Genomic DNA, 19482 nt, shown 5'->3' with positions numbered 1-19482 from the left:
GGCTTCTGCGAGGCGTCAGCATGTGTTTCTCCACTACGGGCAAACCCGAGCGCGCCCCGGCTGTTATTCTTGCCCGGTGAACTACGCCCAACTGCTTTTTCCTGACTTCTCGCTCATTCTTTGCGGGTTTCTGCTGTGCCGATACACCGCCTTGAACCGCACGGTCTGGCAGCAGGTTGAGAGCCTGGTGTACTTCTTTTTGTTCCCGGTGCTGTTGTTTCAGTCGATCGTGCGCAGCCCGCTCAACCTCGATGCCGCGTCGGGCTTGTTGATGGCCGGCGTGCTGATGGGACTGGCGGGCATTGCGCTGTCGTATGGCCTGCCCTGGTTGCCCTGGTTGGGGCGCCGCATGCGCGGGCGGGAACACCCGGCCAGCGTGCAAGTGGCGTTTCGCTTCAACTCCTTCATCGCACTGGCCATCACCGACCGGCTTGCAGGCCCGCAGGGCATGCTGCTGATCGCGGTGCTGATTGGCGTGTGCGTGCCGATCTTCAACATCGCCGCCGTGTGGCCGATGGCGCGCCACGCGCAGCGCGGCTTCCTGGGTGAGGTGTTGCGCAACCCGCTGGTGCTGGCCACGGCCAGCGGCCTGGTGGCCAACCTGGCGGGCTTCAGCCTGCCGGTGTGGCTGGAGCCCACGGTGTCGCGCATCGGATCGGCCTCACTGGCCCTGGGCCTGATGGCCGCAGGCGCCGGCATGGAACTGGGCCAGTTGGCCCGCGCCAAAACCCTGGCGGGCGCGGTGCTCGGCATCCGGCACCTGGTGCTGCCCCTGCTGGCCTGGTGCCTGGCGCGTGCGTTTCAGCTGGATTCGGTGCAGACCACGGTGCTGCTGGCGTTCTCGGCGCTGCCCACGGCCTCGACCTGCTATGTGCTGGCCGCCCGCATGGGCTACAACGGCGCCTATGTGGCGGGCCTGGTGACGCTGTCCACCCTGCTGGGCATGGTCAGCCTGCCGTTTGCGCTGGGGGTGTTGCGCTAGGACCTGCCGCGAGCGCCCAGTCCAGGTGCTCCTGCATCCAGTCCGAGGCACCGTTGCGCAGGGCCTGCAGCGCCACGCGCAGGGCCTGCGCCTCGCCCGCCGGCAGGCGCCCTGCCCGCAAGGCATTGCCCGCCGCCACGCTGAGGTTGCGCTGCCAACGCGCGTGACCGATGCGCCGAATCGGCCCGCCCTCGGTGTGGCGCAGGAACTCGGCCTCCGACCACGCCAGCAAGGTGAGCAGGCTGGCCCCCGACAGGCCCGCACGCTCGTCAAAGTCGGGCAGCGCCGAGCGTTGCGCGTATTTGTTCCACGGACACGCCAGCTGGCAGTCGTCGCAGCCGTAGATGCGGTTGCCCATCAGCGGCCGCAAGGCCAACGGGATCGGCCCGTCGTGCTCGATGGTCAGGTAGGAAATGCAGCGCCGCGCGTCCAGGCGGTAAGGCGCCACGATGGCCTGGGTGGGGCAGGCGGTGAGGCAGGCGCTGCATTGGCCGCAGTGGGCCGACACCGGGGCGGTGGGGGGCAGCGCGAGGTCGAGGTAGATCTCGCCCAGGAAGAACAGGGAGCCCCCCTCGCGGTTCAGCAACAAGGTGTGCTTGCCGCGCCAGCCCTGGCCGCTGCGCTGGGCCAGCTCGACCTCCAGCACCGGCGCCGAATCGGTGAACACCCGGTGGCCCAACGGGCCCACCTCGGCGGCCAGGCGATCGGCGAGTTTTTGCAATCGGCTGCGCAGGACCTTGTGATAATCACGCCCCCGGGCATAGACCGACACCACCCCCTCTTGCGGCCGCTGATGGCGGGCCCATTCCAGCGCCACCCAGTCCGACGGGCTGTGGGCGGGTCGATAATCCATGCGCGCCGTGAGCACGCTCACGGTGCCGGGCAGCAACTCGGCCGGTCGGGCCCGCTTCAAACCGTGGCTGGCCATGTAAGCCATGCTGCCGTGGAACCCGGCGGCCAGCCAAGCCTCCAAGCCTGGCTCGGCGCTGCTCAGGTCGACGCCGGCCACGCCAATTTGGGAAAATCCGAGCTCCAAGGCCCAAGCCTGGAGACGGGAAACGAGTTGACTGCTGTTGATGTGCACCCTGGAATTGTAGGAAGCCCCACCACCATGCCCCACCCGACGCCTGCCGAGCTGATCCGCTGGACCTGCGAGGCCGACACCGCCGCCTTCGCCCAACGCCTGGCCGCCTTGCCTGGGGTGCGCAACGCCTTCATTGAACTGCACGGTGACCTGGGGGCCGGCAAGACCACCCTGGTGCGCCACCTGCTGCGCGCGCTGGGCGTGAGCGGGCGCATCAAGAGCCCCACCTACGCGGTGGTGGAACCCCACCAGGTGGGCCAGGGCGACAACGCACTGCGCATCTGGCACTTTGACTTCTACCGCTTCAACGACCCACGCGAATGGGAGGACGCAGGCTTCCGCGACCTGTTTGCCAGCCCTGGGCTGAAGCTGGCCGAATGGCCCGAGAAAGCCGCGGGCGTGCTGCCCGTGGCCGACCTGGTGCTGACCCTGACACTGGACGAAGGACAGGCCCCCGACGCGCCCCCGTCCGACGACCTTGAGCTGCCCCCGGCCCCGCGCCAGGTCCACCTGAGCGCGGGCACCCCGCTGGGCCACGGTTTGCTGGAGGCCCTGCGCGCATGAGCCGCCCCCGCCACCTGCCCGACAGCGCGCCGATGCCCCCCCTGCTCCCAGCCTCGCCCCCGTCCGGGATGAGCCGGCGCCAATGGCTGCGCGCCAGCAGCCTGGTGCTGAGCCTGGGGCTCAGCGAGCTGGCCTGGGGCGCCACCATCGTGGCGGTGCGGATCTGGCCCGCGCCCGAGTACAGCCGCGTGACCATCGAGTCCGACGGCGCGCTGACCGCCAAGCACACCTTTGTCGCCAACCCGCCGCGGCTGGCGGTCGACCTGGAGGGCATCGAGCTCAACCCGGCCCTGCGCGAGCTGGTGGCCAAGGTCAAAGCCGATGACCCCTTCATCAGCGGCATCCGGGTCGGCCAGTACGCGCCCGGCGTGGTGCGCCTGGTGATCGACCTCAAGCAGCCCGCCCTGCCCCAGGTGTTCAGCCTGCCCCCGGTGGCGGCCTACCAGCACCGCCTGGTGTTTGACCTGTACCCCACGGTCGAGGTCGACCCGCTGGAGGCCTTGATCGCGGAGCGCCTGCAGGACAACAAGGCGGGGGCCGCGGCCCCGCGTCCACTGCCGGCACCGGCGGTGGTGGCAGGCGCCCCTGCCGCGCCCCCCGCCCCCGCCGCCCCCGCGGGTGATCCGCTCGGGGAGCTGATCGCGCAGCGCCAACCCCATCGCCCGGGCGCGGCCACGCCTGCCCCCGCCCCAGCACCGGCCGGGGGCAGCGCAGCCGTTGGCGGGCCCGCGCTGCGCCCCAGCCCGGCGCTGAGCCCGGGCCACCCCACACCGCCGCCCCCCAGCGCCAGCGCCACGGCCCCCGCCGCGCCCCCGGCGCCGGCGGGCGGTGGCACGCCCGCCCAGGGCCAAGGCATCACCGACCGCCTGATCATTATCGCGCTCGACCCCGGGCACGGGGGTGAAGACCCCGGCGCCACCGGACCGGCGGGCACGCGCGAAAAAGACGTGGTGCTGAGCATCGCGCACCGGCTGCGCGAGCGCATCAACCGCACCACCGTGAACGGCAGCCCGATGCGGGCCTACATGACGCGCGACGCCGACTTCTTTGTGCCCCTGCATGTGCGGGTGGACAAGGCCCGCCGCGTGCAGGCCGACCTGTTTGTCAGCATCCACGCGGACGCCTTCATCACCCCCACCGCGCGCGGCGCGAGCGTGTTCGCACTGAGCCAGAGCGGCGCGTCCAGTTCGGCCGCACGCTGGATGGCCGACAAAGAAAACAAGGCCGACCAGGTGGGCGGGCTCAATGTGCGCGTGCAGGACGTGACCGTGCAACGGGCCCTGCTGGACATGAGCACCACGGCCCAAATCAACGACAGCCTCAAACTGGGCAGCGCCTTACTCAACGAGATCGGCTCAGTGGGCCGGCTGCACAAGCCCAAGGTCGAGCAGGCGGGTTTCGCCGTGCTCAAGGCGCCCGACATCCCCAGCGTGCTGGTGGAGACGGCGTTCATCAGCAACCCCGAAGAAGAAGCGCGCCTGCGCAGCCCCGAGTACCAGGACCAACTGGCCGATGCGGTGATGCGCGGCATCCAGCGCTATTTCTCCCGCAACCCGCCACTGGCCCGCAACCGCAGCACCTGAAGCGCCGGCACCGCATGGCCCGGGCGATGGCCCCGCTTCGACAGCAGTGCAGTGCACTGCACGGCACCGCTCGTTGCGGTGCGACGCCGTGCGGTGCACACATTTGGTAGCAACTGAAACACGCACGAGAGGCCAGGGCGGTCTATTCTCGATACCGACAAACGGTTGGTTGTGTCGACTGAACGCGTCATCCGGACGCGGTTCTCCCCGGGCCTCGCCCGGTCAACCACCGGTTTGTGCTTTTGAGGAGATTCAACATGAGCCCATCGATCCATTCCCCCTGTGCCGCCAACCCCTCGGCCTCCTGCGCCGTCCGGGGCGACACCGCTGGCACGGGTCGCCCCCATGCCCCCCCCCCCGCCCCCCGGAGCGGCCTGGCGCGCAGCGCCAGCGTGCTCGCGGTGCTGGCCCTGAGCCTGACGCTGGGTGCCTGCGCCTCGCGTCCGACCCACCAGCAATTGGGCACCGCGGCCGGCGCCGTGGTGGGGGGTGCCACGGGCAGCGTGCTGTTCGGCAGCACCTTGGGCACGGTGGCCGGGGCCGCCGCCGGGGCCGTGGTCGGCAACGAACTGAGCCGCAAGCCGCGTCGCTGATGGGCGCCACCGCGCCCCCCAGGACCCCAGGCCGCTCGCTTCAGGCCTGCAGCCTGCGCGGTCCGGCGGGCGTGATCCCGGGGCTGGCTCCGGCCCTCAGAGCGGATAGATCAGCGAGTTCAGCACCGTGTCGCCATCCACAATGCAGCGTCGGCTTTGCAACCTCAAGCCCTCGCCCGTGGCGACAAACTCGTCGAGGTAGCGCCCCACGCTGTAGACCTCGCTCACCTGGCTGGGCCGGTTGCGGAACACCGCAAATGCCGTCTCGGCGCGCACCACGGCCTGTTGTTCGGCCGGGGCGTCAGGTTGCGGCAGCGTCAGGCGTGCCGGTGACAGCACATGGCGCATGGTGTAGGGCGCGTGGTAGATGGTCTGCGTGATGCCGTAGACGCGATCGCGCAACATGCCCTGCCCTTCGAGCGCCAGCAGGGCCAGCGGCCATTGGCGCTCGAAGTTCTCACGCGATTGCACCTGGTAGAAGCCTTGGGGCACAAAGAAGTCGGGCCATTGCTCGAACTGCTTCTGGTCCAGCACCGCAGCGTAGGCCACGTTGAACTGGTCGACCGACCACTGCCAGGCTTGCTGACTGGCGCTGGGCCAGCCGATCTGCGGCGCCCGCGCGGTTGGGGCGGTTGGGGCGGTTGGGGCGGTTGGAGCGGTCGCAGAGGTGGATGCGGCCACCAGGGGCGCGCCGGGGACGGGGGTGCTCATGCCGGGTCCATCGCTTTCTGCCAATAGGCGTAGAGGCTGCGGATCAAGGTTTCGGTGACCATGTGCTCGGTCATCTCGGTGCCCGTGCCACCGAGTTCGCACAGGGTGGTGGCATCGCGGGGGCCCTGCTCGAAGCCCTGCTGGCTGAACTCGATCACCTCGCCATCGTCGGCGCTGACATACCCTGCGGGCCCGAACAAGTTGGCCTGCCGCAGGCGGCGCTGGGTCATCTCGGGGCTGTCGTCGGCAAAGCCGAAATGGGTCCAGACAAAGTCAAATTCGCCCGGGCCCCGCGGCACGATGTGGCGGGTCGACAGCGAGTTGACCTGCTGCTGCACGATCAAACCCGGGAACAGGGTCATCATGGTCACCGTCGGCGTGATGGTCTGACCCGGGTGGGCCGGGTCGGGCACCGTCCACCAGGGCTCGGTCACCACATCGAGCAGGCGCGGATCGGCCAGGCTCATGTTGGCCTTGAACGAGCTCACCCCCTCGGTCACCGCGGCCTGGCCGCCCTCGTTGCGGCGCGACACCATGACCGCGTGGCGCCCGTGCGCGTCCATCACCATGCGGGACTTCTGGTCGGCGCGCCAAAGCCCGAAGGTGACAAACCAGGTGTGCAGCAGACCCGGGTGGTACGGGTCCTTGATGTTCTCCATCATCAGCTTCCAGTTGCCCGGAATGCGCTGCCGGTTGTAGCCCAGCAGGGTCAGCTTGGCCTGCCCCTCGGGGCGCAGGAACAGGCGGTCCAGCCAGGGCATGATCTGGGGACCCAGGTAGTCCTCCAGCGGCGCCACGCTGTCGCTGAAGGTGGCAAACACCAGGCCATGCAGGACGGCCACGCGCAGGCGGGTCAGGCCGTGCTGCCGCAGGTCAAAGCCTTCGGGCATGCCGCCGTGGACGCAGTCGCCGTCGCGCACGCCGTCTTTGAACGGCAGGCCCACCAGGTCGCCATTGAGCTTGTAGGTCCACTGGTGGTAGGGGCACACAAAGCTGCGCACGCGGCCATGGGGCGCCTGGCAAAAGCGCACGCCCCGGTGGGCGCAGCGGTTCTCCACCACGCGCAGCCCAGGGTCGCGCCCGCGGTCGGCGGGGGCCACCCGGTCACGCACCAGGATCACCTGGCGCTCGCCGACCCAGCTCAGGCGGTAGTCACCGGGCTGGGGCACCTCGGCTTCCAGGCCCACGTAGTTCCAGTGCTCGCCGTAGAACAGGCGTTGCAGCTCGCGCTCGTGCAACTGGGCGTCGGTGTAGAGGCGAAAGGGAACGCGGCTGGAGCCCGGTCCAGTCCACTCGAAAGGCGGGGCCGCCGACGGCCCACAGGCTGCGCTCATGTGTCTCGCTCCTGGTCATCAAGAAGGCTGAGCACAAATACTAAGCCCACTGATGATCAGTGGGCTAGTGCAGATTTACCCTGAGGGAGCGGCGGCGGCGGGTCAGCCCTGGGCGCGGGCGGCAGCGCCCGAGCGGCGGCTGCGCCAGGCGGCCCACAGCGCGGGCAGGCCGGGCAGGATGATCATGGCCCAGATGATCTTTTCGAAATGCTGGCGCACCCAGGGCAGGTTGCCGAACAGGTAGCCGATGGTGCACACGCCCAGCACCCAGATCAGCGCGCCCGCCACGTTGTAGGCCGTGAAGCGGCTGCGCGTCATCTCGGCCACACCGGCCACAAACGGCGCAAACGTACGAATGAACGGCATGAAACGCGCCGCGATGATGGTGATGCCCCCCCAACGCTCGTAAAACGCATGGGCCTGGTTGAAGGCCTGCTTGTTGAAGAAGCGGGAGTTCTCCCACTGGAAGACGCGGGGGCCGAAGAAGCGCCCGATCTGGTAGTTGCACTGGTCACCCAGGATGGCCGCCACGATCAGGATGGCGCAGGCCAACGGCAGGTTCAGCAGACCGGCGCCTCCCATGGCGCCCACGATGAAAAGCAGCGAGTCACCGGGCAGGAAGGGCATCACCACCAGGCCCGTCTCGACAAAGACAATGGCAAACAGCAGCGCATAGACCCAGACACCGTGGTTCTGGACAAAGTATTCGAGGTGCTTGTCGACGTGCACGATGAAGTCGATCAGGACGGCAATGATTTCCATGGGGCTCCTTTTGGGCGACCGATTATGACGTCAGCCGATGCCCACCGCGTGACATGCCCCCGCGCGGCACCGGGCTGAGCGCGCGGCCTCTAAAATCCGAGGGTGAACGACCTCCAGACTGCCCCAGCCCGCCGCCCCATCCGGGAGCTACCCGACGAACTCATCAGCCAGATCGCTGCCGGCGAGGTGGTCGAGCGCCCTGCCTCGGTGGTGCGTGAGTTGGTGGACAACGCGCTGGACGCCGGCGCCCGGCAGATCACACTGCGCCTGCTGGCCGGGGGCGTGCGCCTGATCTCGGTCGAAGACGACGGCATCGGCATCCCCCACGACGAACTGCCGGTGGCCCTCAAGCGCCACGCCACCAGCAAGATCCAGAGCCTCAACGACCTCGAGTCGGTGGGCACCATGGGCTTTCGGGGCGAGGCGCTGGCCGCCATCGCCTCGGTGTCCGAGATGGCGGTGCTGTCGCGCCCCGAGGGCCAGGCCACGGCCTTCATGCTGGACGCCCGCACCGGCGAGATCAAACCGGCCGCCCGCGCCACGGGCACCACGGTGGAGGTGAAGGAGCTGTTTTTCTCGACCCCGGCCCGGCGCAAGTTCCTCAAATCCGATGCCACCGAACTGGCCCACTGCGTGGAATCGGTGCGCCGCCACGCGCTGGCCCGGCCCGATGTGGGCTTTGCCATCTGGCACGAGGGCAAACTGGTCGAGCAATGGCGCGCCTGCCATGGCCCCGAAGCCCACGACCGGCGCCTGGCCGATGTGCTGGGGGAGGACTTTTTGAGCCAGTCGGTGGCCGTCCACTACAACGTCGGCCCGGTGCGGGTGAGCGGCCGTGCCGGTGTGCCGGACGCCGCACGCTCGCGCGCGGACCACCAGTTTTGCTATGTCAACGGCCGCTACGTGCGCGACAAGGTGCTGACCCACGCCGCCCGCAGCGCCTACGAGGACATCCTGCATGGCCACCGCCAGCCGATTTACGCGCTGACGGTGGAGATCGACCCCACCCGGGTCGACGTCAACGTGCACCCGACCAAGATCGAGGTGCGCTTTCGCGAAAGCCGCGAGGTGCACCAGGCCGTGCGCTACGCGGTCGAGAACGCCTTGGCCGCGCCACGGGCTGCCCTGGCAGCGGCCGCCGCGGAAGCCGCGGCCCAGGGCCCCGACGGCAGCACCGCGGCGCAGGCCCAACCGGGTCTGACCCTGAACCCGTCGCCAGGCCCGGGCCCTGCCGCCTTCAACGCGCACTGGACCCAGGCCGGCATGGGCTTTGGCCAAGAGCCGGTGGGCCACCGCGTCAGCGACCTCGGGGCCCTGTGGCAACCCGGTGTTCCCGGCGCCAACGAGGCGGGACTGGCGCCGCAGGCCTTTGGCCAGGCCCGCGGCGGCGCTTGGGGCCCAGCGCCGGCCACGTCGGCCCCGCCGCTGTTCAACCAGGCCAGCCTGCCGCCGGTGCCGGCCCCCGTGGGCCTGCCGCCCACGCAGGACAACTGGCCCCTGGGCCGCGCGATCGCGCAGTTGCAGGGGGTCTACATCCTGGCCGAGAACGCCCATGGCCTGGTGATCGTCGACATGCATGCGGCCCACGAACGCATCGTGTATGAGCGGCTCAAATCGCAGATCGACGTCGCGCCGCTGTCGAGCCAGCCCCTGCTGATCCCCGCCACCTTCGCGGCCACCCCGCAAGAGGTGGCCACGGCCGAAGAATGCGCCGACACGCTGGCCACGCTGGGCCTGGAGGTCGTGCACTTCTCGCCCAAGACGCTGGCGGTGCGGGCCGTCCCCAGCACGCTGGCCCAGGGTGATGCGGTCGAGTTGGCGCGCAGTGTGCTCGCCGAACTGGGCCAGCACGATGCCAGCACGGTGGTGCAGCGCGCGCGCAACGAGCTGCTGGCCACCATGGCCTGCCACGGTGCCGTGCGCGCCAACCGCCGCCTGACGCTCGATGAAATGAACGCACTGCTGCGCCAGATGGAAGAAACCGAGCGATCCGACCAGTGCAACCACGGTCGCCCGACCTGGCGCCAGCTCACGCTGCGCGAGCTCGACAGCCTGTTCCTGCGCGGGCGCTGACGCGCTCAGGCCGCCTCGGCCACGCCCCGTTGCAGCAGGTGCCGCTTGTGGGGGACCTCGGCCCAACGCGCGTGCTCGGGCATCGGGGCCGCACGCTGGCGGATGGGCGTCCAGCCCGGGGCCTTGGCCAACTCGGCGTTCAAGGCCACAAACGCGGCCTGCTCGGGTGGCACCTCGGCGGCATTGACGATGGCCTGCACCGGGCACTGGGGCACACAGACCGAGCAGTCGATGCAACCGTCGGGGTCGATCACCAGAAAATTGGGGCCCGCCACAAAACAGTCCATCGGGCACACCTCCACGCAGTCGGTGTAGCGGCACTGGATGCAGGCCTCGGTCACGATGAAAGGCATGGGCCCTCCCGCGACAACCCCGACGGCCTAACCCGGCGTCGGTCACGGCCCTGGCTGGCCCGGCCTCTCTGACACACCACTGCGCTTCCCTTTCGGACACCCGTCCCTGATCGCACCGCCCGGATGGCGGCGCGGCGGGATTGTGCCCGGGCTTTGCAAACCAGTGCTGAACCCAGGGCTTCGGGCGGGCCGCTGCCGCCCCGGGCCCGGGGCCGCGGTCAGCGCACGGCTTGGGCCAGTGCGGCCCAGGCCTTGAGCGTGGTGGCGTGGGTGAAAGCGGCCCCGGCCACCGGGTGGGACGACAGCTTGATCACCACCATCTGGGCCGCCGGGTTGATGTGGATGAACTGCCCGTGCACGCCGGCGGCCTCGTAAGCCCCGTCGGCGTTGTGCAGCACCCACCACTGGTTGCGGTAGCTGTAGCCGGGCCGCGCGGCTTGCAGGCCACCGGCCTTGAACTTGTCGCGGTCGCCCCCGCGCGCGGTGTCTTCAATCACCGCCGCGTCAAAGATTTTTTGCCCATTGAAACGCCCGCCCAGGCGCAGCATCTCGCCGACCCGCGCCAGGTCGCGCGCCGTGGCGTTGAGCCCCGCGCCCTGCAGCGGCGTGCCGACGCGGTCGACCATCACATAGGCGTCTTCCTCCATGCCGAGCTTTTGCCAGATCTGCTGGCTCATGAGGTCGGCCCAGTGGCGCCCGGTGACACGCGACACGATCCAGCCCAGCACCTCGGAATGCACGGTGCGGTAGGTGAAGACCTGGTCGTGCTCACCGTCCTTGGGCAGGGTCTTGAGGAAGTCATAGACCGTGTTCGCCCCCTGGTAGGCGGGCGGCCGCGGCAGCAAGCCGCTGGCCCAGGCGTAGCCAAAGATCTCGCTGCTGGGGTCGGTGTAGTTCTCGCGGAAACGCACCGCGCCCGTCATGTCCATGACCTCGCGCACCTTCATGTCGGCCCAGGCCGAGCCGGCCAGTTCAGGCACGTAGCGGGTGACGAGCGCCTGGGGGTCCAGGCGACCCTCATGGGCCAATTGCGCCGCCATCAGACCAGTGAAGGATTTGGTGACCGAAAACAGCAGGTGCGGCGTGCTGGGCTGCAGGCTGTTGTCGTAACGCTCGTAGACCAGCCGGCCCTGGTGAAGCACCAGCAAAGCGTCGGTGTAGGTGCTGCGGGCCCATTCGTCGACGGTGATCTTCTGGCCCTGCGCGTCCTCGAACTGCAAGCCGCCCAGGGGCTTGGGCGCCGCAGGCAAGGGCGACGCCGGGGCCGGGCCGCGGCGGATGTTGCGCGTCGGCTGCAACTCGCGCAGGTGTTGCACCACCCAGCGCAGCTGGGGGTACTTGTAGGCATTGCTCTGGTCGATGCGCTGCTCGCCCTCGGGCGGGAAGGTGCTCATGTAGCCCAGGCGCTCCAGTTGCACACTGTCCGGCGGGGGCAAGGCCGGCGCCTGGGCTGCGGCTGGCAGGCCCAACACCGACAGCAGCAGGCCCAGGGCCTGGCCCCAGCGGCGGCCCCCGGTGCCCTGCCCACCGGCATGGGATCGGGGAGTTGGTGCGGCCAGAGCGCAAGCCGCGGCGGGCAGGCCGACCAGGCGGCTGGAACGGGGAACAGAAAGGGGCATGGGGGTCTCCGGTGGGGTGATCACCTCAAAGGTGGCTGGACACCCTTCGTGCCCGCTCCGGCAGCGTACGCGAAGGCGGCCTCTGGCGACAGCGCGGGCATCCCCTGAGTGACACCCCTCGCTGAGCCCCGGCACCGGCCGTCTGGCCGTCTGACCCGGTGGCTTTCTGATACGCTCGATTGGATGTCTGCCTCCCCCTCCACCCCGACCGCGGCCCTGAATGCGATGCCGCGGATGTCCCCGGGCCTGGTGGTGCTGGTGTTGTCCCTGCTGCTGGGCCTGCAACCGATCACCACCGACCTGTACCTGCCCGCCCTGCCTGCCATGAAGGAAGGCTTTGGCGCCACCATGACCCAGGCGCAACTGACCCTCAGTGCGCTGCTGCTGGCGTTTGGTTGCTCCCAACTGGTCTGGGGTCCGCTGTCAGACCGTTTTGGTCGACGCCCGATCTTGCTGACCGGCATGGTGGCCTACACCGTGGCGGCGATTGGTTGCGCCCTGACCCAGTCGATGGAGGCCCTGATCTTCTGGCGCTGCGTCCAGGGGGCCGCGATGGGCGCCGGCGTGATGGGCGCCCGCGCCATCGTGCGCGACCTCTACGCGCCGGCCGAAGGGGCCCGCGTCATGTCCAAGGGCCTGTCGGGTCTGGGCGTGTTTGCCTGCCTCAGCGCGCCCTTGGGCGGCTTGCTGTCCAACCACCTGGGCTGGCGCGCCGCGATGCTGGCGCTGGCCGTGTTCGGCGGTGTCACGCTGGCGGTGCTGGCCTGGCGCTTCCAGGAAAGCCTGGGCCAACGCAACCCGCGAGCGCTGCAACCCGCCACCCTGGGCCGCACCTGGGCGCAGATCCTGCGCCACCCGACCTTTGTGGCGTTTTCAGTGCTGACGGCGGCGTCCTACGGCGGGCTGTTCACCTTTCTGGCGTCGTCGTCGTTTGTGTTCATCCAGGTGCTGGGCCTGGGCAAGACGGCCTACGGGCTCATCATGTGCTCGATGTCGTTTGCCTATTTTGTGGGCACCTTCATCTGCCGCTGGATGCTGCCCCGCTTTGGCGTGCGGCGCAGCGTCGCCCTGGCGGGCGGCCTGACCCTGCTGGGGGGCAGCCTGATGGGGGTGCTGTCCCTGCTGGGCTGGCACAACGGCTGGGCCATCATGTTGCCGTACTACCTGTTCATGCTAGCCCACGGCGTGCACCAGCCCTGCGGCCAAAGCGGGGCGGTGGGCCCCTTCCCGCACGCCGCCGGCGCCGCCTCGGCGTTGAATGGTTTTGGCATGATGCTGATTGCCTTCGCCATCGGCGCCTGGCTGGGCCACCGGCTTGACGGCACGGTGTACCCGCTGACGCTGGGCATTTGGTTCTGGAGCGCCTGCATCGCCCTGACCGCGTGGACCCTGGTGCAAAAGCACGGGGAGCCCGCCCATGCCTGACAGCGCCGCCCTGCCCTGCCTGGCCCTGGCCGGCCCCACCGCCTCGGGCAAGACCGCCGCCGCGCTGGCCCTGGCCGAACGGCACCGCATCGAGATCATCAGCGTGGACTCGGCCCTGGTGTACCGCGGCATGGATGTGGGCACCGCCAAACCCAGCGCCGCCGAACTGGCCCAGGTGCCCCACCACCTGATCGACATCCGCGACCCGCTGCAGGCCTACAGCGCGGCCGAGTTCGTGCGCGATGTGCAGGCCCTGTTGCCCGACATCCGCGCCCGCGGCGCCCAGCCTGTGCTGGTCGGCGGCACCATGCTGTACTTCAAGGCCCTGATGGAAGGCCTGGACCCGATGCCGGCGGCGCAGCCCGCCTTGCGCGCCGCCCTCGAGGCCGAAGCCGCCGAACGCGGCTGGCCGGCGCTGCACGCCGAGCTGAGCCAGGTCGACCCTGACACCGCGGCCCGACTGGCCCCGCATGATGCGCAGCGCATCCAGCGCGCGCTCGAGGTGTACCGCGCCACCGGCCAGACCCTGAGCCACTTCCACGCCGGCCGGGCGGGCCGCGCCGAACCGGGCCTGCCACTGGTGCTGCTGAGCCTCGAACCCGCACAGCGCAGCTGGCTGCACGAGCGCATTGGCCGCCGCTTTCACGAGATGCTGGCGCAAGGCCTGATCGACGAGGTGCAGCGCCTGCGCGCCCGCGGCGATTTGCACGCCGACCTGCCGTCCATGCGCTGCGTCGGCTACCGCCAGGCCTGGGAGGCCCTGGCAGGCACGTTGCCGATGGCTGAGCTGGCCGACCGCGGCATCTTTGCCACCCGGCAGCTGGCCAAACGCCAGCTGACCTGGCTGCGCAGCATGCCGCAACGCCGCGTCATCGCCGCCGACGCGCCCGACGCGCTGAACCAGGTGCTGGCCCAGGCCGAGTCGGTGCTGGCCAGCCCGCCGGGCCAACCAAGCTGACCTGACCTCCGCCCCTTTTGGACGCCGCCGCCATGCCAAACCCCTCCGCCCCAGCGCCCGCGCCCCAGCCGTCCGACGACGCCGCCGTCGTCGTGCGGGATTTGGCCAAGCATTACGCAGCGCAGGCGGTGTTTCAGAACGTGAACTTCGAGGTCGCCCGCGGCGAGTTTGTGGCCATCGTCGGGGACTCCGGGGTGGGCAAGTCCACCCTGCTGAATTGCCTGGCCGGACTCGATCAATGGGACCAGGGCCAGATCCGCGTGCACGGCACCGACCTCGCCACGCTGGACGCCAACGCACGGGCCCTGTGGCGGCGTGCCCAGGTGGGGTTTGTGTTCCAGGCCTTCCATGTCTTGCCCCACCTCGACGTGGCACAGAACGTGGCGTTGCCCCTGATGCTGCTGGGCCAGCACGGCGACGCCGCGCAGGCCCGGGTGCAGCAGCTGCTGGACACCGTGGGCCTGAGCGGTCTGGGTGCCCGGCTGCCGCAGCAGCTCAGTGGTGGCCAGTTGCAGCGCGTGGCACTGGCCCGCGCCCTGGTGCACCGCCCGGGCCTGCTGCTGGCCGATGAGCCCACCGGCAACCTGGACCCGGACACCGCCAGCCGCATCCTCGATGTGCTGCAAAAGCAAAGCCGTGAACAAGGCGCCGCCCTGGTGCTGGTGACCCACTCCGAAGCCGCGGCGGCGCGTGCGGACCGGGTGCTGCGCCTGCGGGCCGAAGGCATGGTGGGGGCGGCCACGACCGCCCCCACCTGAGCGCCTGGCAGGCCCCGAGCAGGGCCTGAAACAGCGCACCTGGCCGGATCGCCGCCCCCCCACCAGAGCCTTTCCGCCAAAGCCCCTCACCGCCCAAGCCCACCGCTGCTGTGCACAATCGCCCGATGCCCTCCCGATCGCCACTGTGGGGTTTGCTCACCACCTTTTCCTGGCAGGAATTCCGCCACCACCCCTGGCGCTCGGCCGCCGCCTTGGCCGCCGTCATGCTGGGGGTGGCGCTGGCGTTCTCGGTCCACCTGATCAACGCCTCGGCGCTGGACGAGTTTGCCCAGGCCACCCGCTCGGTCAGCGGCCAGGCCGACCTGATCCTGCGCGCGCGCCAGGGCCGGTTTGACGAGTCGCTCTACACCACGGTGGCACGCCACGAGGGCAGTGCTGAAGCCTCGCCCCTGCTGGAGATCAACACCTTGCTGCTGCGCGCGGAGGGCCAGGCGCCCGTGCCCCTGCGCGTGATCGGCCTCGATGCCTTGCGCGTGGCCTCGCTGTCGCCCGAACTGCTGCCGCTGGCGGATGCGGGCACGGACCGCCTCGCCTGGCTGCAGGACGGCCAGGTGTTTCTGAACCCGGCGGCGCAAGCAGCCCTGGGCCGTGCAAGCCAGGTGCGCCTGAAAACCCCTTCGGGTGAGGCCACCCTGCAACGCGCGGGTCGCGTGGCCGCCTCGGGCAGCCCCTTGGCGGTGATGGACATCGCCGTGGCGCAAGACCTGTTTGACGCCGGGGGCCAGTTGAGCCGCATCGATGTGCGCCTGACCGCCGGCACCGACCGCGCCCCCTACCTGGCCTCGCTGGCCCTGCCACCCCAGGTGCTGGCCAGCGAGCCCGCAGACGCGGCCCAGCGCGTGCAACAACTGAGCCGCGCCTACCGGGTCAACCTCACGGTGCTGGCCCTGGTGGCCTTGTTCACAGGGGGCTTTTTGGTGTTCTCGGTGCTGTCCTTGAGCGTGGCGCGCCGCACCCGGCAACTGGCCTTGCTGGGGGTGCTGGGGCTGAAGCCGCGCGAAGTGGCACGCCTGGTGCTGGCCGAATCGCTGGCCCTGGGCACGGTGGGCAGCCTGCTGGGCCTGGCCCTGGGCACCGGCCTGGCGGCGCTGGCCCTGCGGTGGCTGGGCGGCGACCTGGGCGGCGGCTATTTTGCGGGCGCATCACCGCCGCTGCAGTGGCACCCGGGGGTGGCGGCAGGCTATGGCCTGCTGGGCATGGCGGCGGCCGTGCTGGGGGGTTGGTGGCCCGCCCAGGCGGCAGCGGCGCTGGCCCCCGCGCAAGCCCTCAAGGGCCTTGGGCAGGCCAGCGCGGTGGGGCGCCAGGGCGGCGCCGGCCTGGCTTTGATGGCCTTGGCCGGAGGCCTGGCCTTGTTGCCCCCCTGGCAAGGCATGCCGCTGGGGGCTTACCTGTCGGTGGCCTTGCTGCTGCTGGGGGGCATCGTGCTGCTGCCAGGCCTGATGGCCTGGGCCTATGGGCCGTTGGCGGGGCGTTTGCAGCGCCACCTGCTGCCCTTGCTGGCGGTCGAGCGGGCCCGCCGCGTCAACGGCAGTGCGGCGTCGGCGCTCAGCGGCGTGGTGGCCAGTCTGAGCCTGGCGGTGGCACTGACCGTGATGGTCAGCAGCTTCCGGCATTCGGTGATTGACTGGCTGGACCAGGTGCTGCCCGCGCCCCTCTACCTGCGCGCCGCCGGCGGCGGCCAGGCGAGCGACGTCGCCACCCTGAGCCCGGCGCAGCTCAACGGCCTGGCGGCGCTGCCCCGGGTCGCCCAGGTGAGCGGCTTGCGTTCGCGCCCGCTGCAACTGCGTGCCGACCAACCCCCGGTGACCCTGATCGCCCGCCCACTGGACGCCCGGGCCAGCCAGCTGCCCTTGCTGGGCCCGAGCCTTGGCGTGCCCCCAGGGCAGATCGCCGTCTACATCAGTGGGGCCGTGCGTGACCTGTACGGCGTGTCACTGGGCAGCCCCTGGCCCGCCTTGTCGGACGCCTTCCCCCGGTCGGCGGGGGCGGGCGGCGAAGCGCCGGTGTTTTGGGTTGCCGGGGTCTGGCGCGATTACGCCCGTCAGTTTGGCAGCGTGGTGATGGACCTCGGGGCCTACCAGACCTGGACGGGGGACACCCAGTTCAATGACGTGGGCCTGTGGCTCAGCGCGCCCGAGCACGAGGCCGAGGTGGTGGCCGCGCTCAAGGCCCTGCCCGGACCGGCCCTGGAGGTCAGCTCGTCGGCCGAGATCCGACGCAACTCCCTGCACATCTTTGACCGCAGTTTTGCCGTCACCTACTGGCTGCAAGCGGTGGCGATTGGCATCGGCCTGTTCGGTGTGGCCGCTAACTTCAGCGCGCAAGTGCTGGCACGCCGCAAAGAATTTGGCTTGCTGGCCCACCTGGGGCTGACACGCCGCCAGATCCTCAGCGTGGTCGCCGGCGAAGGCCTGGTCTGGACCAGTCTCGGCGCCGTCGCTGGCTTGGGCCTGGGGCTTGCGGTGTCGGTGCTACTGGTCAAGGTGGTCAACCCCCAAAGCTTCCACTGGAGCATGGACCTGCACTTGCCCTGGCTGCGCCTGCTGCTCTTGTGCCTGGCCACCGTGGCAGCAGGCACCCTGACCGCGTGGTTCAGCGGGCGCGCTGCGGTGGGCCAAGAGGCCGTGATGGCCGTGCGCGAGGATTGGTGAGCCCATTGGGCTGACCCCAATTGGATGACCCCATTCGACCCGCGCAGGCCATGTCAGACGCACACGACACCGATGCCGCCAACCCGCCCCACGGCTGACCAGCGACCGATCGCCCCCTCCACCATGACCCACCCTCCCCTGCTCCGGCCTTCCACTGAACGGCGCCAGTTCCTGCGCCAGACCCTGGCCGCCAGCCCGGCGCTGGCCCTGGCATGCCAGCCCAGCGCCTGGGCCCAAGGGGGTTCAGAGACCGCCGGTGTCGCCCCCCCCAAGGCGCCGACAGCGCCACGCAACGCGGTGCTGCCCCTGCGCTTTCCGCGCGACTTTGGCAGCCATCCGGAGCAGGCCATCGAGTGGTGGTACATCACCGGCAACGCGGCCGCGGGTGAGCGGCTGTTTGGCTTTCAGCTCACATTCTTCCGTGCCAAGGTGCGCGGCAACGAGCGCCTGCGGTCGGCTTTTGCAGCGCACCAGCTGATCCTCGGCCATGCGGCACTGACCGACTTGCAGGGCCAACGCCTCTGGCACGAACAGCGCAGCGCCCGCCAGGGCCTGGGACTGAGCCAGGCCGCTGAAGACGACACCAACCTGTTGCTGCACCCCTGGACCCTGAAGCGCCAGACCATGCCCAGCGGGTCCCGCTACGAGGCCCGCTTGCGCAGTGCCCATTTCAGCCTCTTGCTGGACTTCCAAGCCACCCAGCCCGTGCTGCTGCAAGGCCAGCAAGGCTGGTCACAAAAAGGCCCGGCCGCGGCCCAGTTCAGCCACTACTACAGCGAGCCACAGATGGCGGTGACAGGCGAATTGGTGCTGGAGGGACGACGCTACCGCTTGAACACCCCAAGCAGCGATCTCAGCCAGCCCGGTCGTGCCTGGCTGGACCACGAATGGAGCGATCAGCTGATGTCGGGCGAGGCACAAGGCTGGGACTGGCTGGGCATGAACTTGTTCGATGGCACCGCCTTGATGGCCTTTCGCATGCGCCACAAAGACGGCAGCACCCAATGGGATGCGTCCACCTGGCGCGGCCCCGACGGGCGAACCCACAGCGCCCCGCGCGGCAGCACCCACTGGGTGCCGGGCGCCCGCTGGCGCAGCCCGCGAACCCAGGCCGACTACCCCATCGAGTGGACGCTGACCTGCCCCCTCGGTGAATTTCGGGTCAAGGCCCTGCTGGCCGACCAGGAGCTGGACAGCCGGCATTCCACCGGCAATGTGTATTGGGAAGGTCTTAGCGAGCTGTACGACCTGCAAGGCCGCTGCGTCGGGCGCGGGTACGTCGAACTCACTGGGTATGCGGAAATGCTTCGCCTGTAGTGGGGTTGTGATGGTGCCAGGCGCGCGATGCCAAGGGGCAGGAGCGTGATGCCGGCGGTCAGCCAGAGGGTGCGGGGCCAGAAACAGCCCACGCCCGGCTGGAAAGGATGCTCAAACCCAGCCGCGCGCCAAGCCGCGCCTTCAAAAACAGCGCCTTCGGGCGCTGTTTTTGTTGGTGGGTGGAGGTGGTGGAGGGCGTGTGTTGAAGTGGCGAGGCGGAGGCCAGCGGCTGGGGCAGAGCTGGCCTGAGCAGAGGTGGTGATGGCGCAGGCCATGGCTCGATGGCCCATCGCTGCAAGCGCTCCACGGCCCAGGGTGCAGGAGTGGGTATCAGACCCCCAAAGACAAAACCCCCGCCCAATGAAGGGAGGGGGTTTTGAGGGCTGTAATAGCCTGACGATGACCTACTTTCACACGGGAACCCGCACTATCATCGGCGCTGAGTCGTTTCACTGTCCTGTTCGGGATGGGAAGGAGTGGTACCAACTCGCTATGGTCATCAGGCGTAACTTGTTGCTAGGCAGTTCATCGAACTACCCGGCGAATTCATAGAGTTTGGAATCAGATTTTATCTTTTTGACTGCGTCTACTTGGCATAACCAGCTCTGATCCTGAAGATCAAAGTTATAGGGTCAAGCCTCACGAGCAATTAGTATCAGTTAGCTTAACGCATTACTGCGCTTCCACACCTGAC

General features: G+C 69.5%; 16 protein-coding genes and 1 rRNA gene. 10 read left to right on the top strand and 7 right to left on the bottom strand.

All coding sequences use genetic code 11. The annotated features are described in order from the left end of the window. Window positions 1-76: 76 nt before the first annotated feature. The gene (locus tag PSQ40_RS00085) at window positions 77-982 is read left to right on the top strand and encodes an AEC family transporter (RefSeq protein WP_273947762.1); all 906 of its coding nucleotides are present in this window, start codon (window positions 77-79) and stop codon (window positions 980-982) included. Here the strand turns inward: PSQ40_RS00085 and queG are convergent. Then, window positions 948-2066 (bottom strand): tRNA epoxyqueuosine(34) reductase QueG, encoded by a 1119-nt coding sequence (gene queG, locus PSQ40_RS00080; RefSeq protein WP_457851490.1) that lies wholly within the window; start codon window positions 2064-2066, stop codon window positions 948-950. The genes PSQ40_RS00085 and queG overlap by 35 nt on opposite strands. Between queG and tsaE the strand changes: the two genes are divergently transcribed. The 3 genes from tsaE to PSQ40_RS00065 all read left to right on the top strand — a co-directional run bounded on the left by tsaE (window position 2046) and on the right by PSQ40_RS00065 (window position 4806). Further along, window positions 2046-2630 (top strand): tRNA (adenosine(37)-N6)-threonylcarbamoyltransferase complex ATPase subunit type 1 TsaE, encoded by a 585-nt coding sequence (gene tsaE / locus PSQ40_RS00075; protein ID WP_409338523.1) that lies wholly within the window; start codon window positions 2046-2048, stop codon window positions 2628-2630. The genes queG and tsaE overlap by 21 nt on opposite strands. After that, on the top strand, window positions 2627-4213 hold the full coding sequence (locus PSQ40_RS00070) for an N-acetylmuramoyl-L-alanine amidase (RefSeq protein WP_409338522.1): 1587 nt from the start codon (window positions 2627-2629) through the stop codon (window positions 4211-4213). Before tsaE ends, PSQ40_RS00070 begins: the two co-directional genes overlap by 4 nt. Window positions 4214-4470: 257 nt before the next feature. Continuing rightward, the gene (locus PSQ40_RS00065) at window positions 4471-4806 is read left to right on the top strand and encodes a glycine zipper 2TM domain-containing protein (protein ID WP_409338521.1); all 336 of its coding nucleotides are present in this window, start codon (window positions 4471-4473) and stop codon (window positions 4804-4806) included. A 96-nt stretch (window positions 4807-4902) separates the two neighbouring features. Here the strand turns inward: PSQ40_RS00065 and PSQ40_RS00060 are convergent, their stop codons facing one another. From PSQ40_RS00060 to PSQ40_RS00050, 3 genes are all read right to left on the bottom strand, one after another. Beyond that, complete coding sequence (locus PSQ40_RS00060) at window positions 4903-5517, bottom strand: aromatic-ring-hydroxylating dioxygenase subunit beta (RefSeq protein WP_273947759.1); 615 nt, start codon at window positions 5515-5517, stop codon at window positions 4903-4905. Continuing rightward, window positions 5514-6851 carry an aromatic ring-hydroxylating dioxygenase subunit alpha gene (locus tag PSQ40_RS00055; RefSeq protein ID WP_273947758.1) on the bottom strand — a complete coding sequence of 446 codons (1338 nt, stop codon included), beginning with the start codon at window positions 6849-6851 and terminating at the stop codon, window positions 5514-5516. Before PSQ40_RS00055 ends, PSQ40_RS00060 begins: the two co-directional genes overlap by 4 nt. Window positions 6852-6953: 102 nt before the next feature. Continuing rightward, window positions 6954-7613 (bottom strand): DedA family protein, encoded by a 660-nt coding sequence (locus PSQ40_RS00050; RefSeq protein WP_273947757.1) that lies wholly within the window; start codon window positions 7611-7613, stop codon window positions 6954-6956. 102 nt (window positions 7614-7715) lie between these two features. Here PSQ40_RS00050 and mutL point away from each other — a divergent pair, with 102 nt between their 5' ends. Beyond that, window positions 7716-9686, top strand: a complete 1971-nt coding sequence (gene mutL / locus PSQ40_RS00045; RefSeq protein WP_273947756.1) for a DNA mismatch repair endonuclease MutL — start codon at window positions 7716-7718, stop codon at window positions 9684-9686. A gap of 5 nt (window positions 9687-9691) precedes the next feature. Here the strand turns inward: mutL and fdxA are convergent, their stop codons facing one another. Together fdxA and PSQ40_RS00035 are read right to left on the bottom strand one after the other, a co-directional pair. Further along, on the bottom strand, window positions 9692-10039 hold the full coding sequence (gene fdxA / locus PSQ40_RS00040) for a ferredoxin FdxA (protein ID WP_273947755.1): 348 nt from the start codon (window positions 10037-10039) through the stop codon (window positions 9692-9694). A 218-nt stretch (window positions 10040-10257) separates the two neighbouring features. Beyond that, on the bottom strand, window positions 10258-11658 hold the full coding sequence (locus tag PSQ40_RS00035) for a serine hydrolase domain-containing protein (protein WP_273947754.1): 1401 nt from the start codon (window positions 11656-11658) through the stop codon (window positions 10258-10260). A 183-nt stretch (window positions 11659-11841) separates the two neighbouring features. Between PSQ40_RS00035 and PSQ40_RS00030 the strand changes: the two genes are divergently transcribed. The 5 genes from PSQ40_RS00030 to PSQ40_RS00010 all read left to right on the top strand — a co-directional run bounded on the left by PSQ40_RS00030 (window position 11842) and on the right by PSQ40_RS00010 (window position 18788). Continuing rightward, the gene (locus PSQ40_RS00030) at window positions 11842-13083 is read left to right on the top strand and encodes a multidrug effflux MFS transporter (protein ID WP_273947753.1); all 1242 of its coding nucleotides are present in this window, start codon (window positions 11842-11844) and stop codon (window positions 13081-13083) included. Further along, window positions 13076-14041 carry a tRNA (adenosine(37)-N6)-dimethylallyltransferase MiaA gene (gene miaA, locus PSQ40_RS00025; protein WP_273947752.1) on the top strand — a complete coding sequence of 322 codons (966 nt, stop codon included), beginning with the start codon at window positions 13076-13078 and terminating at the stop codon, window positions 14039-14041. Before PSQ40_RS00030 ends, miaA begins: the two co-directional genes overlap by 8 nt. A 32-nt stretch (window positions 14042-14073) precedes the next feature. Beyond that, window positions 14074-14799 (top strand): ABC transporter ATP-binding protein, encoded by a 726-nt coding sequence (locus PSQ40_RS00020; protein ID WP_273947751.1) that lies wholly within the window; start codon window positions 14074-14076, stop codon window positions 14797-14799. A gap of 125 nt (window positions 14800-14924) precedes the next feature. Next, window positions 14925-17471 carry an FtsX-like permease family protein gene (locus PSQ40_RS00015; RefSeq protein WP_273947750.1) on the top strand — a complete coding sequence of 849 codons (2547 nt, stop codon included), beginning with the start codon at window positions 14925-14927 and terminating at the stop codon, window positions 17469-17471. Window positions 17472-17594: 123 nt separating this feature from the next. Continuing rightward, window positions 17595-18788 carry a lipocalin-like domain-containing protein gene (locus tag PSQ40_RS00010; protein ID WP_273947749.1) on the top strand — a complete coding sequence of 398 codons (1194 nt, stop codon included), beginning with the start codon at window positions 17595-17597 and terminating at the stop codon, window positions 18786-18788. A gap of 391 nt (window positions 18789-19179) precedes the next feature. Here the strand turns inward: PSQ40_RS00010 and rrf are convergent. Then, a 5S ribosomal RNA gene (gene rrf, locus PSQ40_RS00005) occupies window positions 19180-19292 on the bottom strand. Window positions 19293-19482 lie beyond the last annotated feature (190 nt).

The organism is Curvibacter cyanobacteriorum (genome assembly GCF_028649475.1).
Taxonomy (GTDB): Bacteria; Pseudomonadota; Gammaproteobacteria; order Burkholderiales; family Burkholderiaceae_C; genus Curvibacter; species Curvibacter cyanobacteriorum.
This window is presented reverse-complemented; position numbering and strand designations above follow the sequence as displayed.

Excerpts from the sequence above, each read along its gene's own strand:
- PSQ40_RS00070 (WP_409338522.1), top strand. The coding sequence starts at position 2,627 with ATGAGCCGCCCCCGCCACCTGCCCGACAGCGCGCCGATGCCCCCCCTG.
- PSQ40_RS00030 (WP_273947753.1), top strand. The coding sequence starts at position 11,842 with ATGTCTGCCTCCCCCTCCACCCCGACCGCGGCCCTGAATGCGATGCCG.
- PSQ40_RS00010 (WP_273947749.1), top strand. The coding sequence starts at position 17,595 with ATGACCCACCCTCCCCTGCTCCGGCCTTCCACTGAACGGCGCCAGTTC.
- PSQ40_RS00055 (WP_273947758.1), bottom strand. The coding sequence starts at position 6,851 with ATGAGCGCAGCCTGTGGGCCGTCGGCGGCCCCGCCTTTCGAGTGGACT.
- PSQ40_RS00060 (WP_273947759.1), bottom strand. The coding sequence starts at position 5,517 with ATGAGCACCCCCGTCCCCGGCGCGCCCCTGGTGGCCGCATCCACCTCT.
- PSQ40_RS00050 (WP_273947757.1), bottom strand. The coding sequence starts at position 7,613 with ATGGAAATCATTGCCGTCCTGATCGACTTCATCGTGCACGTCGACAAG.
- PSQ40_RS00065 (WP_409338521.1), top strand. The coding sequence starts at position 4,471 with ATGAGCCCATCGATCCATTCCCCCTGTGCCGCCAACCCCTCGGCCTCC.
- PSQ40_RS00035 (WP_273947754.1), bottom strand. The coding sequence starts at position 11,658 with ATGCCCCTTTCTGTTCCCCGTTCCAGCCGCCTGGTCGGCCTGCCCGCC.
- PSQ40_RS00020 (WP_273947751.1), top strand. The coding sequence starts at position 14,074 with ATGCCAAACCCCTCCGCCCCAGCGCCCGCGCCCCAGCCGTCCGACGAC.
- miaA (WP_273947752.1), top strand. The coding sequence starts at position 13,076 with ATGCCTGACAGCGCCGCCCTGCCCTGCCTGGCCCTGGCCGGCCCCACC.
- PSQ40_RS00015 (WP_273947750.1), top strand. The coding sequence starts at position 14,925 with ATGCCCTCCCGATCGCCACTGTGGGGTTTGCTCACCACCTTTTCCTGG.
- fdxA (WP_273947755.1), bottom strand. The coding sequence starts at position 10,039 with ATGCCTTTCATCGTGACCGAGGCCTGCATCCAGTGCCGCTACACCGAC.